Origin of the sequence: Corallococcus sp. AB038B, assembly GCF_003668955.1 — a bacterium.
GTDB classification, from domain to species: Bacteria; Myxococcota; Myxococcia; order Myxococcales; family Myxococcaceae; genus Corallococcus; species Corallococcus exiguus.
In genome coordinates, this window is the sequence record NZ_RAWO01000014.1 from 56,627 (window position 1) to 72,622 (window position 15,996).

The 15,996-nt window shown below is 70.7% G+C and carries 11 protein-coding genes; 3 read left to right on the plus strand and 8 right to left on the minus strand.

The features are described from left to right. Positions 1-61 precede the first annotated feature (61 nt). The 7 genes from D7Y04_RS35860 to D7Y04_RS35890 form a co-directional block, all read right to left on the minus strand. Positions 62-1,966 carry a sodium:proton antiporter gene (locus D7Y04_RS35860; protein WP_158627646.1) on the minus strand — a complete coding sequence of 635 codons (1,905 nt, stop codon included), beginning with the start codon at positions 1,964-1,966 and terminating at the stop codon, positions 62-64. A 124-nt stretch (positions 1,967-2,090) separates the two neighbouring features. Next, entirely contained in the window at positions 2,091-4,094 is a 2,004-nt protein-coding gene (locus tag D7Y04_RS35865; RefSeq protein WP_121762244.1) for a PAS domain-containing hybrid sensor histidine kinase/response regulator, read from the minus strand. 9 nt (positions 4,095-4,103) lie between these two features. Then, entirely contained in the window at positions 4,104-4,898 is a 795-nt protein-coding gene (locus D7Y04_RS35870; protein WP_121762245.1) for an alpha/beta fold hydrolase, read from the minus strand. Positions 4,899-5,062: 164 nt separating this feature from the next. Then, positions 5,063-6,439, minus strand: coding sequence for a bifunctional lysylphosphatidylglycerol flippase/synthetase MprF (locus tag D7Y04_RS35875; protein WP_171812738.1), 1,377 nt, complete (start codon positions 6,437-6,439; stop codon positions 5,063-5,065). A gap of 263 nt (positions 6,440-6,702) precedes the next feature. After that, entirely contained in the window at positions 6,703-7,485 is a 783-nt protein-coding gene (locus D7Y04_RS35880; protein ID WP_199749788.1) for a biosynthetic peptidoglycan transglycosylase, read from the minus strand. A gap of 121 nt (positions 7,486-7,606) precedes the next feature. Then, positions 7,607-8,317: a CHAP domain-containing protein gene (locus D7Y04_RS35885; RefSeq protein ID WP_147477269.1), complete on the minus strand. Its 711-nt coding sequence runs from the start codon at positions 8,315-8,317 to the stop codon at positions 7,607-7,609. A gap of 131 nt (positions 8,318-8,448) precedes the next feature. Then, positions 8,449-9,537 (minus strand): hypothetical protein, encoded by a 1,089-nt coding sequence (locus D7Y04_RS35890; RefSeq protein WP_121762247.1) that lies wholly within the window; start codon positions 9,535-9,537, stop codon positions 8,449-8,451. A 137-nt stretch (positions 9,538-9,674) separates the two neighbouring features. Here D7Y04_RS35890 and D7Y04_RS35895 point away from each other — a divergent pair, with 137 nt between their 5' ends. From D7Y04_RS35895 to D7Y04_RS35910, 3 genes are all read left to right on the plus strand, one after another. Beyond that, positions 9,675-10,238 carry a hypothetical protein gene (locus tag D7Y04_RS35895; RefSeq protein WP_121762248.1) on the plus strand — a complete coding sequence of 188 codons (564 nt, stop codon included), beginning with the start codon at positions 9,675-9,677 and terminating at the stop codon, positions 10,236-10,238. Between the two features lie 12 nt (positions 10,239-10,250). Then, a complete protein-coding gene (locus D7Y04_RS35900) occupies positions 10,251-12,806 on the plus strand; it encodes a M1 family metallopeptidase (RefSeq protein ID WP_120598129.1) in 2,556 nt (851 codons plus the stop codon). Between the two features lie 728 nt (positions 12,807-13,534). Continuing rightward, positions 13,535-14,887: a phosphoenolpyruvate kinase gene (locus D7Y04_RS35910; RefSeq protein ID WP_121762249.1), complete on the plus strand. Its 1,353-nt coding sequence runs from the start codon at positions 13,535-13,537 to the stop codon at positions 14,885-14,887. Here the strand turns inward: D7Y04_RS35910 and D7Y04_RS35915 are convergent. After that, entirely contained in the window at positions 14,879-15,943 is a 1,065-nt protein-coding gene (locus D7Y04_RS35915) for a zinc ribbon domain-containing protein (RefSeq protein ID WP_147477270.1), read from the minus strand. The two genes, D7Y04_RS35910 and D7Y04_RS35915, sit on opposite strands and share 9 nt — an antisense overlap. Positions 15,944-15,996: the final 53 nt, after the last annotated feature.

Genomic DNA, 15,996 nt, shown 5'->3' on the forward strand with positions numbered 1-15,996 from the left:
GCGGGACATCCGCCCGGGTCCGAGGCCGGTCCGGGCATTTCACGCAACCCGTGAGAACTGTTCAACGGTCTCTCGGTCCAGGGGGAGGGCGAGTGTCTGGGATTGGAACGTCAGACGTCACGGGCCGCCAGCCATGGGAGGAAAGCCACGCGTGGGCTTCATCTTTCCGTCCGTGCGCGACAAGGAAGTCCACGCGGTCACCGGCGACGGGGACGGCGGACTCGTCGAAGAGGACGGTGCCCGTGGGACGCTCCAGCACGAGCGGGACAAGCGCCTCCTCCAGGGTGCCGGTGGCGGGAGGCAGGATGGCCGCCACCTGTGGGGCCTCCAGGCGCCAGGACTCACGGGACACGGAGTTCTGTTCACAGCGGGCCACCCAGGCATCCAGGTCGCGCTCCGCGCCGAAGAGGATGTGGCCGCCCGTGGCGCTCACGGTGTCCGTAGACACGCCGACGTGGCCCCGGTGCAGGGCCGTATAGCTGCGAGCGGTGCGCAGGAGGGCACGCACGCGCTCGGCGAAGAGCAGGTTGACGCCCTCGTTGTGGGTGAGCCCCACGAAGCCCTGGCGGCCTTCGGGCTCCGAGCGCAGGAGCGTGCGTTCGTCCAGCCCGTTGCCGAAGAGGACACGGAAGCCCTCCTGCTGCGCGCGCTTCAGCGTGGCGTCACTGGAGTCCACGAGCAGCACGGCCTCCTCCCTCGCCTGGAGTGCGTGCGCCACCTGCCGCGCGAGCGCGTTGGCGCCCAGGAGGACGTAGCCCCGGGGCACCACGCGGCGCACGCCCAGCAGCCCCGCCACGAGCCCGCCGGACAGACCCTGCACCACCACGGTCACGCCGATGACCAGGAACACCAGCGCGCGCAGGGCCTGGCCCTCCTGCACGCCCTGGGCGCCCAGGCGCGTGGCGAACAGCGACGCCACGGCGGCGGCGACGATGCCTCGCGGGCCCAGCCACGCGATGAAGGCCTTCTCGTTGCGGGACAGGCCGGAGCCGGCGGTGGACACGGCGACGGCCACGGGCCGCACCACCAGCATCAGCACGAGCACGGTGCAGAGGCCCCGCCAGCCCAGCGCCGTCACCTGGGACAGCCGCATGTCCGCGGCCAGCAGGATGAAGAGCATGCCCAGGAGCATCAGGGTCAGCTGCTCCTTGAAGGCGAGCACCTCGCGGCGGGCGGGCACCTTGCCGTTGCCCACGACGAGGCCCGCGGCGATGGCGGCCAGCACGCCGCTCTCCGGCGAGAGCGCGTTGCTCACCTGGAAGGCGCCCAGCACCAGGGCCAGTGCGAAGACGTTGGTCATGTCCTCCGGCACCCAGGAGGACTTGCGCAGGCCCACCGTGATGAGGAGGCCCGTGACGCCGCCCACCGCGAGCCCCACGCCCCAGCGCGAACCCAGCGCGCTCACCAGGAGCCACGGCCCCTCTTCCGCGTGCAGCGCCATGTCCAGCGCGACCACGGCGATGATGGCGCCCACGGCGTCCACGAAGATGCCCTCGGCCTCCAGCACGGTGGCGACGCGGTGGGTGACGCGCACGCGGCGCAGCAGGGGGGTGATGACCGTGGGGCCGGTCACCATGACCAGGGTGCCGAAGAGGGCGGACACCTTCCAGTCCCAGCCCATGAGGGCGCGGGCGGCCAGCGTGCCGCCCACGGCGGTGACGCCAGCGCCGAGCGTGACGAGCCTCTGGATGGAGCGGGCCTCGCGGCGCAGCTTGCGCACGTCCAGGCTCATCGCGCCCTCGAAGAGGATGACGGACACGGAGAAGCCCACCACGGCCTGGAGCGCGGGGCCCAGGGACGCCGGGTGGATGAGCCCCACGCCTTCCGGCCCCAGGAGCACGCCCGCGGACAGCAGCACGACGATGCCGGGCACGCTCAGGTGCCGGGCCAACAGCTGCGCAAGGATGCCGGCCACCAGGGACAGGCCGAGCGTCAGGGAGGGATTGGCGAGGGACGGAGAGGCCATGGATGCGGCGGCGCACCGTAGCCGCTCGTCCATGGCGCGCGATGCCGTCTCCCAGGCGAGGGTTGGCCGGGAGACGGAGCCACGGAGCTTCCATGTGCCAGCCGGGCGCTCCTGCTCCGGCGGATCAGGCGCCGGCTTCGCTCGCGATGGCGACGAGTGCTCCGGCGAGGTTCTCCACCTCCCAGTCGATGGCGAACACCGCGGCCTGCATCCGCGTGGAGTCCGGGGCGTTGCCGGTGAGCAATGCCCGGGCACGGCGGAGGGCTGCCGCGAGCCCGTGCGCTTCGAGGAGGTGCAGGGTCCCCGTGATGCCCTCGCACGCGCGCTCGTACTCGTCGCGGGCGCCCTGCTTGAGCGCCGCCGTGAGCGCCGGCCGGGCCTGCTCCAGCGTCTGGATGGAGGAGCGGGCCAGCGCCGCGCTCGCCTGAGCATCTCCCGCCGCCCACTGCCGGAGCTTCGTGAAGCTGAAGTCAGGCGCCAGGACCAGGGAGTCCGCGGCGGCCCCGGGGGCGCGGGGGGCCGCTTCCGGCGGCTGCGCGGGCGCCGCTGGAGCCTCGCGCGAAGTGCACCGCGCCATCTTGCTGAACAGGACGCCCTCGTCGAATGGCTTGCCGATGAAGTCCGTGAACCCCGAGGCCAGGACCTTGCTCTCCTGCCAGGCTCGCGTGGAGGCCGAGATGGCGATGATGGGAATCTGGCGGAGCCGTTCGTCCGGGAGCTGCCGGATGACCTTCAACGCGTCGTAGCCATCCAGCACCGGCATGTGCAGGTCCATGAGGACGAGCTCGTAGCCCCCCTGGTGGAGGCGCTCCACCGCCTCGCGCCCGTTCTTGACGGCGTCGAACGAAATCCCCCAGTGCTCGAACCAACGGGCAAGCACGTAGGTGTTGACCTCGTTGTCCTCCACCACGAGCACCTTCAGGCCCCGCAGGGCCCGCGGAGACGACTCGCTGCTGGGAGCCGCGCCGGCGGCGGTCCCCCCCGCCCCGGACTTCAAGCGCAGGTCGAAGGAGAAGCATGTTCCCCTTCCCACCTCGCTCTCCACGACCATCTTGCTGCCGTGCAACGCCACCAGCTTCCGGCTGATGGAGAGGCCCAGCCCCGTCCCGCCGTACTTCATCCCGATGTCGTAGTTCGCCTGGGCGTATTCCTCGAAGATGACGGACAGGCGGTCCGGTGGAATGCCGATCCCCGTATCGCTCACCTGGAAGGACAGGTCACACGCATCGCCGTCCCGGGAACGGAGGGCCACGCTGACCTTGACCCCACCCTTCTCCGTGAACTTGAGGGCGTTGCTCACCAGGTTCGTGAGGATCTGCCCGAGCTTGACGGGGTCCCCCAGCAGACGGGCCGGGAGCCGCTCGTCGATCTCCATCTGGAGCAGCAGCCGCTTCTCCTCGGCCCGGGCGGCCTGGCCGTTCAGGATGTCGCCGAGCAGTTCGCGCAGGGAGAACTCGCGCTGCTCCAGCGAGAGCTTGCCTGCCTCGATCTTGCTCCAGTCCAGGATGTCGTTGACCAGCGCGAGCAGGTTTCCGGACGCGGAGCCGAGGATGCGCAGGTACTTCGACTGCTTGTCGGAGAGCGGCGTCATCCCCAGCAGCCGCGTGGCGGCGGTGATGGCGTTGAGGGGGTTGCGGATCTCATGGCTGAGGGTCGCGAGCAGCGCCGCCTTGGCCTGGGCCAGCTGTTCCGCCTTCCGGCGGGACAGCAGCAGCTCGCGCTCATAGCGCTTGCGATCCGTCATGTTGAAGAGCGTCGTCCGGACGGAGCGGGGCCTTCCGGACGCATCTCTCTTCTGCACGGAGTTGATCAACGCAGGCAGCTGCCGGCCGTCTGCGCAGACGAGGTCCAGCGAGAGCTCATGGATGAAGCCCTGCATCTGGAGCAGGGGGGCGTAGTGGGTTTCGTGGAAGATGCGGCCCGCGACCGTGAGCAGCTCCCAGAACCGCTTGCCTCCGAGCAAAGCCTCCCTGGAGTAGCCCGTCCAGGTCAGGAAGGTCTGGTTGACCTTGATGATGCGCCCCTCCGGGCTCGTGGAGAGGTAGCCACATGGAGCGTTCTCGTAGAGTTCCTCCGCCGAGTCCTCGGAAGCCTCCTTCCCCTGCTCCGTGTCAGCGCTCCCTTGCATCGTCCCCTTTCAGTAGCCCAGGAAGGGCTTCATCGCAGCGACCGTTTCTTCTGGGGCACTCAGGTTCGGGCAGTGTCCGGTCGCCTTGAGGTTGACCAGCTGTCCACGAGGCAGCTGCCGGCACACGTACTCGCCCACTGCTTCCGCCGCGATGACGTCGTTCGAGCACTGGAGCACGAGGGAAGGCGTCTTGACCTTCGGAAGCTCCGCCCTGTGGTCGGAAAGGAAGGTCACCTTCGCGAACTGCTTCGCGATGTCGGGATCCATGCGGCAGAAGCTGTTGGTGAGCTCCGTGCCAAGCTCGGGCCGGTCCGGGTTGCCCATGATGACGGGCGCCATCGTGCTGGACCAGCCCAGGTAGTTGTCGTCGAGCGACTCCAACAACTGCAGGATGTCCTCGCGCGAGAAGCCTCCGACATACTCGCCGTCGTTGATGTAGCAGGGCGAGGGACCGATGAGCACGAGCTTGTCGAAGCGCTCCGGCTCCTTGATGGCCGCCAGCACGCCCACCATCGCGCTCACCGAGTGACCGACGAAGACCGCCCGCTCGAGACGCAGTTCGTGGCAAATCTCCAGGACGTCATCGGCGTATCCCTGCAACGTCGCGTACCGGTTGCGGTCATAGGCCGCGATATCCGAGCCGCCAGCCCCTACGTGGTCGAAGAGCACGGTGCGGGAGTTCCGCTCGAACGCGGGCGCGACGAACCGCCACATGTTCTGGTCGCAGCCGAAGCCATGGGAGAACACCATGGCCTGCGCGCCCTGCCCCTTCACCTTCACGTTGTTCCTGGTGAGAACGCCCATGGGTTGCTCCGATGAAGAAGGAAGACTCCAGGACAGCCCTGGGTTCACGGGAGCGGGCCGTCCACCCCAGGTAAGAGTGAAGGAGTCCCCATGCTCCGGATCAATTTCCTTCCTCAAGGAAGAGTCCATCCCTGACAGCATCCATCACCAGGGCCAGGAGCGCCTCAAGGCTCGGGGACGCGCAGGTCGCGTGAGCGCAGCAGCATGGCGGACGCCGTGGCAGGGGCGAGCACCGACGCGATGATGATGCTCCAGTCCCACGGCCCCCTCGCCCGGGCGGCGTTGAAAGCCAACGCCTGCACCAATGTCAGACAGGCATCCGCGGTGGTGAGCCGCCCCAGCAGCGTGGCCAGCCCGTCACGCCAGCGGCGCAGGAGCAGCAGCAGTCCCGCGATGAGCCCCACGTCGAACACCACCCAGCCGTGCTGCACCCACTGCGAGGGGAACCAGTGCGCGCTCATGGGCAGCGCGAGCAGCACCGTCCACGGCACCAGCAGCGCCGTCAGCGCACGCACGAAGAAGCGTGGCCGGCGCAGCAGCGTGACGAGCCCGAACTTCACCAGGCTTCCCCGCGCGAAGGCCCGGAGCGCGTCGTAGATGGCCCACGGCGCTGGCTCGTCCTTCGGGTGGGACAGATAGAGCGTCACCCACGCGTCGGGGCGGAACTTCGCCTTGAAGGAACGCAGGCCCTCGAAGTCGAACAGCGGGCGCCCGGCGCTGCGCGCGAACCGCAGCCACGGCCGCACCGGCCCCGCGAGCGGCGCCAGGCCCAGCGTCACGTACTGACGCCCGTTCAATGCGGCGGCGCGCATCGCGGCGTCCACCAGCGTCTCCGCCGTGCCGTTGGGCGCGGTGGGCTCGCGCAGCAGGTCCTGGAGGAACCAGCCGTCGCGCGCGTACACGGGCGTCACCGACAGGAAGCCCACCACGCGGCCCTCCACCTCCGCCACGAAGGCGCGGCGCTCCCGGGCGAAGGCTCCGGGGGCCAGCCCCACCAGGAAGCCCATGGTCGCCATGCGGCGCGACGCGAGCCAGTGCTCGGCCAGCACCTCCACCGCCGCTCGCAGCGGGTGGCCTTCCGTCTCCATCACCTCCGCGGGCACCTCGCGCACGCGCACGCCGTGGGAGCGCGCGCGGCGGAGCTGTTCGCGCAGGCTGCGGCTGCCCTTCACCACCGCCTCCCATTTCGTCGGGTCCCACACCGGCTGCTCGCCGATGGGCAGCTCCTCGAATGGGACGAGCCGGGAGAAGCGCGACTCCGTGGCGAAGAAGCTCACGCGCTTGCCCGCGCTCCGGGCCGCCTGGTGGAAGGCCTCCACCACGTCGTGCACGCGCTCATGCGAGGCGATGGGACCGCCTCCCGCCACCCACGCGCCGCCCGTGTCCACGTAGGCGATGCACCCGTCCCCCTCCGGAGAGAACCAGTACTGGAAGCCCGGCTGCAGCACCTGGAAGGACGTCGCGTTCCAGCCGTGGTGCTTGAGCAGCGCCAGCACCCGCTCGCGCGGGTCGCCTGCGGGGTCCTGGTGGGGGTCGGCCATGGTGTTTGCGTTCAAACTACGTCCCAGGGGGCACCCCCGCCAGCCAAAGCCGCCCGAGGAGACAGGGTCCCTCCTGGAGGGACGGGCCGTGAGGAAGTGCACCGCCCCCGGGTGGAAGTGCACGGGGAATGGATCCAAACCGGCCGCTCCCACGCACTACAGGAGGACGTCCTTGACGGGGAAATCAGGGCCGGAGCCGGGCCCCCATGGGGCGGCCCTCCCATGGAGGGGCCCGGCTGTAGTACCGCGGCGACGGTCCCTCCTCAGGAACCGTCATCCTCCGCGTCGTCCCCGCCGCTGTCCGCGGGAGCCCGGCCGAGCAACTGGTCCACCTCCGCGTGCGCGCTCTCCGCCTGCGCCGCGCTGATGCGCTTGTAGGTCTTGAGCGCGTCCACCACGTGGTGCGCGTGCTTCCACAGCGCTCGGGAACCACTGGCCGGCGAGCGCTTGCGCGGGGACGGCAGCATCGCGGCCAGCACCGCTCCCTGCGCCACGGAGAGTTGGGACGCGGACACGCCGAAGTGCTCCCGCGCCCCTGCCTCAATTCCATACACGCCGTTCCCCCACTCCACCACGTTGAGGTACAGCGTCAGGATGCGCTGCTTCGTCAGCGCGTCCTCCAATCGGTGCGCGAGCACCAGCTCCTTCAGCTTGCGCACCAGGCTGCGGTCCGTGGACAGCCAGAGGTTCTTCGCCAGTTGCTGCGTGAGCGTGGACGCCCCCCGCCCCAGCTCCCCCTTCTCCACCGCCTGCCCCACCGCGCGCGCCAGCTCCACCGTGTCCACGCCGTCGTGCAGGTAGAAGCTCGCGTCCTCGGAGATGAGCACCGCGTCCACCGCGGGCTTGGACACCGCCGACAACGGCACCCACTGCTGCCTCCGGCGCGGCTTGCGTCCGGCCTCGCGCGCCTCGCCCGCCCGCTGCTCGATGAGCGCCGTCGTCTTCGGATTCTCCTTCGCCAGGGGACTCGCGTCCGGCAGTCCTGCGAACGTGAGCGCCGCGGTCCCCGCGCCCAGCACCAACACGCCCACGAGTATCCAGCGCACCCAGCGCCTCTTTCGCGGCGGCGCGGGCTGCACCTCCGGCGGTGTCGGCGGGATGGGGCCGGCGGGTTCGGGGCTCGGGGACTCGGATGGACCTTCGACGGTGGACATCTTCCGGCCGTGTCTAGCGCCGTGCCGTCCGGGCGTCACCCTTCACGGTGAGCTTCGCGGAGGCCAGGCGCGGCTGCTCGGGCGAACGCCAGCGCTCGTCCACCGACGCGAAGCCCGCGACCAGCTCTCCCGCCAGGTAGCCGCGCGTCTTCTTCCCCTGGCGGCGCAGCCAGTCGTTGATGACGTGCCCCTTCGCGTCCTTGCGCGCCTCCGGCTGCGCGAGGTTGAAGCGCGAGCGCTTCACCAGCCCGCCGGACTTGTGCACGAACGTCACCGTGCCGTCCGTCCCCACCCGCTCCACGATGCCGATGTGCGTGAGGCCGTCGTTGATGAGGCCGTCGCGGTTGCGGTCGAACGTGTTCTTGAAGAACACCAGCGCACCCGGCTTCGGCGTCTCACTCAGCATCCCCAGCGCGCGCGCCTTGCGGTGGATGGCCGTGACGCCGTTCTCCTCCGGCAGCACATCGTCTGGCAGCAAATCCAACCGCCGCTGCTGGAACGCCAGACGCGTCATGCCCGAGCAGTCATCGCTCACCGTCGAGCTCATCTTCACCAGCGTCGTCATCCCCACCCAGGACTTCGCCCGCCACAGCGCCCGGTCCGACAACTCGACCACCGGCCGGGCCTTCTTCGCCGCCGTGGCCTTGTCCGATGCCTGAGCCGCCCCGCCCCACACCAGCGCGCTCACCAACGCGCCCACCCACACGCCTCGTCCCATGCGCACGCGACAGAGCAACCGCCGTGCCCGGTCTTCGTGGCATTGCGCATGTCCACCTCACGACGGAGCGCGCTCACCCTTCGGCATGCACTGGGCAAGGAAGTTCCCACCCATGGCAACCGCGCACCCTGAATCCCTCAGGGCGCGACGCTGTTCGAGCTGCGTCCGGTCGCGCCCGCGGGCAGCGGCGCGTCACCCGACGCGGGGTTGTTCCACCGGCGCGTGGGCGACGGCATCCGCTTCTGCTCCTCGCGGAACAACGTGCGCAGGTGCTCGTCATGGAGGACGGGCGCCGGACGGGGCCTGGGTTCAGTGACGATCCCTGCGGCAGGAGGCGGCGACGTGGGGAGACCCACGTTCCTACAGACGATGCCCACGCATCCGGGGCTGAGGACCTCGCCGGGCGTGCCAGGCCGCTCGGTTCCCCAGGTCCGCGCGGGCCTGGGCTGAATCAGGGTCGGGGACTCAAGGGGCGGAAACTCCAGCGGCGCCGGGCTCTTCTCCCGGGCCTCCAGCGCGACCATCAGCGGCAGCGCCAGCCCCAGCACCGCGAACTGCCCCAGGGCGCCGGGCATCCGCGAACCGGCCGCGGGCAGCACCTGGGTGCGCAGGCTCGACAGGATGAACGCACCGCCAATGGCCGTGCACAACGCGAGCGCCCCCCACGTCATGGCCTGGGCCGTGATGACAATGGAGGACAGGCGCCAGGTCGCGCCCACGTCCACCGCCGCCCTCCAGGCGTTGTCCCTCCAGTCCGCCGCCGGCCCGGCCATGCCGTAGCCCACCGCGCACGCCGCCATCCATACGGCGGCGCCATGCACCTCGCGACGCAGGAGCCAGCCCTGCGTGAGGCCCACCGCCACCCCCATCCCGATGAACGCCGTCCCGGGCGACAGCCCCAGCGCCACGGCCAGGGCCCGCGAGCCCACCAGGCCCACCGCCACCGCCATCGCCGTCAACCCCGCCCAGCCAGCCACCTGGAGCCCCGCCCGGCGCAGCGCGAACGCCTGCGCGTTCCCGAGCATCGCCCCCGCGACCGCGAAGACACCCAGCTCCGCGAGCCGGTGCACCACGCCCTGCTCCACCGTGGACAGCCGCCAGATGGCCGCCGAGCCCAGCACCGTCTCCAGCAGGCGGGCCCAGTCGTCCGCCTGCGCCCACGGGAGGAGCAGCCCCAGCACGGTGACCACGGAGATGAGGAGGACGTGGACGAGACGAGAGCCCATGGCCCGGCAGTCTGCGCGAGTCCCCCGCTCCAATGCCATGCACCGAGGCACCTTCCTGCCCGACGGCCAACGAAGGTGTCGCCCGGTGGAGGTGGATGTACGGCGCGACAGGACCTCACGGGTTAGACTGAACCCCGGTGCGTTTCGCCTACTACCAGCGCCTGTCGCCCGCCGAGCAGCGCATCTACCGGCAGAGCGACGCCGCCACGGAGGTGCCCCTGCGGACGCCCGCGACGCTGCGGTCCCGGGTGGACGCGGTGCGCGAGGCGCTGCTCCAGGAGGACCGGACGGCGATCCAGGCCGCGACGCAGTCCCTGGCCCGCGCGTTGACGGAGCGGCTGGAGGTGGCCGGGGTGGAGGTGGAGGTGCTGGAGACGCGGCCCTCGAATGACGAGGGCGAGTTGCATGGGCTCTACACGTGGGCGCCCGGACAGCGTCCCCGCATCCAGGTGTGGATGCGCACCGCGAAGCGCGGCCGGGTCGTGGCCTTCCGCACGTACCTTCGCACCTTCCTGCACGAGCTCTGTCACCACCTGGACTTCCTCTGGCTGGAGCTCGGCGCCTCCTTCCACACGGAGGGCTTCTTCCAGCGCGAGTCGAGCCTCTTCGGGCAGTTGGTGCCCCCGTCAGCGGGGTTGGAACGCCGTGAAGCGGCGGACACTGGGAAATGGAGCACGAGCACAAGGCGCGGCCGGCGCTAGATTGCCGCCCCTATGGCGCATCCCACCGACGACAAGAACTTCCGCCTGCCCACCACCCTCCGCCCGCGCCGCCATCAGGCGACGGTGACCCTGGACCTGGAGGGGCGCACCTTCGCGGGTGAGCAGCACGTGGAGCTGGAGCTGTCCCAGCCCACGACGGAGATCATCCTCCACGCCAACGCACTGGAGCTGGGCGAGGTCACCTTCCGCGCCGGCAACGACGTGCGCAAGCCCTCGTCCAAGCGCGTGGCTCCGGTGAGCGAGACGGTGGTGCTCACGTTCGATGCGCCCCTGCCCGCGGGCAGCGCCACGCTGGACGTGCTGTGGACGGGGCACTTCAGCGACGGTCTGCGAGGCCTGTACGCGGCGGGCAAGGTGGCCGCGACGCAGTTCGAGGCCGCGGACGCGCGCCGGCTGTTCCCCTGCTTCGACGAGCCGGCCTTCAAGGCGCGCTGGGCGCTCACGGTGCGCGTGCCAGAGGGCCACGCGGTGCTGGGCAACGGCCGCGTGGTGAAGGACGAGAAGGACGGGGCGCTGCGCAAGGTGACGTTCGAGGAGACGGAGCTGCTCAGCTCGTACCTCATCGCGCTGGTGGTGGGCCCGCTGGTGGGCACGCCGGAGGAGAAGGCGGAGGGCATCCCGGTGCGCACGTGGGCGCTGCCGGAGAAGGCGCACCTGGCGAAGTTCGGGCAGGACGCGGCGCTGCAAGTGCTGCCCCGGCTGCAGGACTACTTCGGGCTGCCGTATGCCTTTGGCAAGGTGGACCAGGTGGGCATCCCGGACTTCGAGGCGGGCGCGATGGAGAACGCCGGCCTCATCACCTACCGGGAGGTGGCGCTGCTGTTGGACCCTGCCACCGCGCCGCTGTCCGTGCAGAAGCGCGTGGCGGAGGTGGTGACGCACGAGCTGGCGCACCAGTGGTTCGGCAACTGGGTGACGATGGTGTGGTGGGACGACCTCTGGCTCAACGAGGCGTTCGCGACGTGGATGGCTTTCAAGATTGTCGACCAGTGGCGGCCGGACTGGCGCATGTGGCTGGACTTCGACGCGCACCGGGCGAGCGCGCTGGCGCTGGACGCGCTCAAGTCCACGCACCCCATCCACGGGGAGGTGCGCAACGCGGGCGAGGCCGGTGAGAGCTTCGACGCGATTACGTATGAGAAGGGCGGCGCGGTGCTGCGGATGATTGAAGGGTTCCTGGGAGAGGGGCCCTTCCGCGAAGGCATCCGGCTGTACATGCGCAAGCACGCGCGCGCGAACGCGGTGAAGGAAGACCTGTGGAACGCGCTGGGTGAAGCGGCGAAGCAGCCGGTGAACGAGCTGGCGACGAAGTGGATTGGCCAGAGCGGCTTCCCGCTGGTGTCGGTGAAGGTGGAGGGGCGGAAGGTGACGCTGTCGCAGCAGCGCCTCTATTCGGAGCCGGGGGTGAAGAGCTCGGAGACGTGGCCGGTGCCCATGGTGCTGCGCTTCGAGGACGCAAGCGGCGTGAAGGAGCAGCGGGTGCTCTTCCGCGACGCGGAGACGACGGTGACGCTGGAGGGCGGCTCGGGCGACGTGAAGTGGCTGTGCGCCAACGGCGGCTCCACGGGCTTCTACCGGGTGGCGTACGAGAAGCAGGCGATGGACGCGCTGGCGGCGAACCTGGGGACGCTGGCGCCGTCGGAGCGCATCTCGTTGCTGGCGGACACGTGGGCGCTGGTGCGCTCGGCGCAGGCGCCGGTGGCGGACCTGCTGGACCTGGCGGCGCGCTTCGGGGACGAGGAGGACGAGGCGGTGCTGGACGAGCTCGTCGGGCGGCTCGGGTACATCGAGAACCGGCTGACGGAGGGCGAGGACCAGGAGCGCTTCCGCCGCTGGGTGGAGCAGCTGTTGGGCGGCGGCCTGAAGAAGCTGGGCTGGCAGGCGGCGCAGGGCGAGCCGGACCGGGTGCGGCTGCGTCGCGCGGCGCTGGTGCGCGCGGTGGGCGGCCTGGCGCGCAGTCCGCAGGTGCTGGCGGAGGCGCGTCCGCTGGTGGCGCGGATGCTCCAGGGAGACAAGTCCGCGCTGGACGCGAACCTGCTGGACACGGCGGTGGGCATGGTGGCGCGCGCGGGCGACGCGGCGCTGTTCGATGATTTGTTGCAGCGGATGCCGAAGGAGCCGGACCCCGCGACGCAGCGGCGCTACCTGATGGCGCTCACGTCCTTCGAGGACGCGAAGCTGGCGGAGCGGGCGCAGGGCCTGTTGTTCACGGAGACGGTGAAGACGCAGGACGTGGCGAGCTTCGCGACGGGCCTGTTGGGCAACCGCACCGGGCGCGACGCGTGGTGGGCGCAGTTGCAGAAGCGCTGGAAGGACCTGGTGGGACGCACGGGAGCGGCGCCCATGCTGCTGCGCCGGGTGGTGGAAGGCCTGGGCCTGCTGCGCACGCGCGAGCAATTGGAGCAGATGAAGGCCCTGCTCCAGGCGAATCCCATTCCGGAGGCCCAGCAGGCCACGGCGCAGACCCTGGAGCGGCTGACCCAGGACGTGGCCCTGCGCGAGCGCGTGCCCCCGGAGGTGTCCGCGTGGCTGAAGCGCCGGCCGTGAAGTGAGCGCCAGCCGGGAGGGGTGATGTGGAGGTCACTTCTGTTCTGCATGACCTGGGGGCTCGGGTGCGCGGCATCCAGCCCCCGGGGCAGGCAGAACGGCAGTAGGGGCCGCATCCTCATGCGCAAGCGCACACTCTTCATCGTGTCCGGATTGATGCTCGGTGGCTGCATGAAGGCCCATCGGCCCTCGCTGGCGGAGTCAGAGCCTTCACTCGTCTTTCCCTCCTTCTCCAGCCCTGGGGAGGCCGTGGGAAGCCCTGGAAGAACGTATGCGTTGGACGGTTCCGTTCTGCGCGCGCTCTCCCTCGCGGTCGCGGACTTCCTTCCGCCCCCGACGCCGTCAACGCCGTGCTGGGACCGGCCCGAGTCACATCGCTACAGAATCCTCCGTGAGTCAGGGGTCATCTTCATCCGGATCGAAGAGGAACCTGCCGCCTGCGGGCAGCAGGTTCCCGCCCTGCACTCCGGTGCGCGATACGCCTTCAGCGACGACGGCCGGCTCCTGCGACGCCTCATCGATGGAGAGCCGGAGCAGGTTCCGAACGGGATGTCCTCCCCGGACGATGCGGGCGAGGATGCTGCCCCCGGTACGCCTCCACCTCCGGGCCTCCAGACGGGAGGCCCTCCCCCTCGTTTCTCCCATGCCCCGGACGGCGGGACTCGCGCCATGATGTCAGCGCCTCCATTGGAGCCGAGCCTTCCTCCCGATGGCGGCCCCGGAAACCCATGAAGACCACGCTCACGCCCGAAGCCTCCGCCGCCTCCCGTGAAGCCCTGCGCCGCGCCAACGTGGCGTTCACCCACGCGTATCCGGGCGAGTCCTCCCGGCGCCAACCCGTGCACACCGTGTACGGCGGCGCCCACCTCTTCCGCGCAGGCACCGCGCGGAAGATGGGGGACCTGGCGCTCGCGGCGCTGAGCGACTACGCCGCCGATGGCTCCCAGCTCGCCCACGGCCTGGGCCTGCCCCAGCGCGGCGGCTTCGCCCAGCGCGTCCATGACCGCGTCGTGGACAAACTCCAGCGTGAACCCGTGGAGGACTTCCGCATCGACTTCGAGGACGGCTATGGCCACCGTCCCGACTCGGAGGAGGACGCCCACGCTGTTGCCGCCGCCACGGAGGTGGCCCGGGGCCTGGAGCAGGGCTCGCTCCCTCCGTTCATCGGCATCCGCGTGAAGTCCTTCACGGAAGAGCTCTACACCCGCGCCTCGCGCACCCTGGACCTCTTCGTCACCACGCTGCTGGAGCAATCCGGTGGCAGGTTGCCTCAGTCCTTCGTTGTCACCCTGCCCAAGGTCACCGTGCCTGAACAGGTGACCGCCCTGGCGAAGCTGCTGTCGGAGCTGGAGTCCGCCCACCGCCTGTCCCCCGGCGCGCTCTCCCTGGAGCTGATGGTGGAGACGCCCCAGGCCCTCTTCGACTCGCGCGGCCGGCCGCACCTGCGCTCGCTCGTGGAGGCCGGCGAGGGCCGCTGCTCCCACGTGCACCTGGGCGTCTACGACTACACCGCCGCCCTGGATGTCAGCGCGCACATGCAGCACATGCTCCACCCTGCTTGCGATTACCTGCGCGACACCGTGCAGGTGCTCCTCGCGGGCAGCGGCGTGCACCTGTCCGACGGCGCCACCAACGTCATGCCCGTGGGCCCCCACCGCAAGCAGGGCGACACCCCGCTCCTCCCCATGCAGCGGCGCGAGAACACCGACACCGTGCACCGCGCGTGGCAGCTGGCGTACCGGCACACGCGCCACTCGCTGGAGCGCGGCTACTACCAGGGCTGGGACCTGCACCCCGCCCAGCTCCCCGTGCGCTACGCCGCCGTCTACGCCTTCTTCCAGGAGGGCCTGGAACCCGCGTCCCAGCGCCTCAAGGCCTTCGTGGACAAGGCCGCCCAGGCCACCCTGCTGGGCGACGTGTTCGATGACGCCGCCACCGGACAGGGCCTGCTCAACTTCTTCCTGCGCGGACTCGCCTGCGGCGCCCTCACGGAAGAGGAGGCCCGCGCCACCGGCCTCTCGCTGGAGGAGCTGCGCAGCCGCTCCTTCCGCGCCATCGTGCAGGGCCGCGCGTCACGCTGACGCGGGCGGCTCCGTGGGGGGCACCGCGCTCCGGGGCCCCAGCCACTCGCGCGCGACGGCCACGTCCACCGCGAGGATGCCCAGCAGGAACAGCCACGGCCCCGGCTTCGACGCCAGGCCCGTCAGCGCCCAGACGGTGATGAGCCCCGCGAGCACCGCCGGCACCACCGAGGGCAGTGCCTCCCTCGCGCGCCGCACCGACCCCAGCACGCCCAGCGCCAGCAGCCCCAGCACCACGCCCGTCGCGCCCAGCCGGCCGCGCCCCGTCCCCGCGCCCTGCCCCGACGGGAGCACCAGCGTGTTGAACTTCCACGTGTCGTTGTCCTGGATGTCCCAGGCGAAGTTGTTGTCGATGGTGATGTTGCGCTCGCGCTGCAGGTGGGCCGTGGGCACCAGCGACCACGCCGAACTCCACGGCAGGAGCAGCCCCACCGCGCACGCCGCCACGCCCGCGAACACCCACCGCTTCAGCCGCACGTCCGCCGGCCGATTCGTGAGCGACGGCTCCGCCAGCGACGACGCCTTGAACGTCCGCCACTGCACGGAGCCCAGTACCACCGCCGCCAGCACCCAGAGCAGCGGCGCCACGCCCAACCCCAGCGACAGGAACGCCTGCGTCACCGTGAGCGCGGTGAACATGGGCAGGAACGCCGGATGCGCGGCCCACTTCACCACCGGCACCAGCGCGTCCGGCAGCTTCCGGCCCGCGGCCACCCACTCGCGCGCGCCCAGCATGCCGGCGCCCACCAGCATCAACACCGACCAGGGCAGCCCCAGCCCGCCACCAATGAAGGGCAGCACCGGCGCCACCACCGCCGCCGCCACCAATCCGGAACCGAGCAGCGGCAGCGAGCCTCCGGGCAGCCGCTCGCGCAGCCTCGGGTCGTCCAGCACGTCCTGAACCGCGCGGCCCGCCGAGTCCGCCGCGCGCTGCGCCTGGTCCGCCACCTCGTCCATCACCGGCGACTTGGGCGCGTTCACGTCCCCGCCGCAGTGGGGACACGTCCGCGACGACTGGCCTTCAGGGAGCGGCTGACCACAATGCGGGCAGGACATGGCGCGAGGTCCTCCTCAGGCGAAACGGGCGCGAGGAGCCTATACCGCGCCCC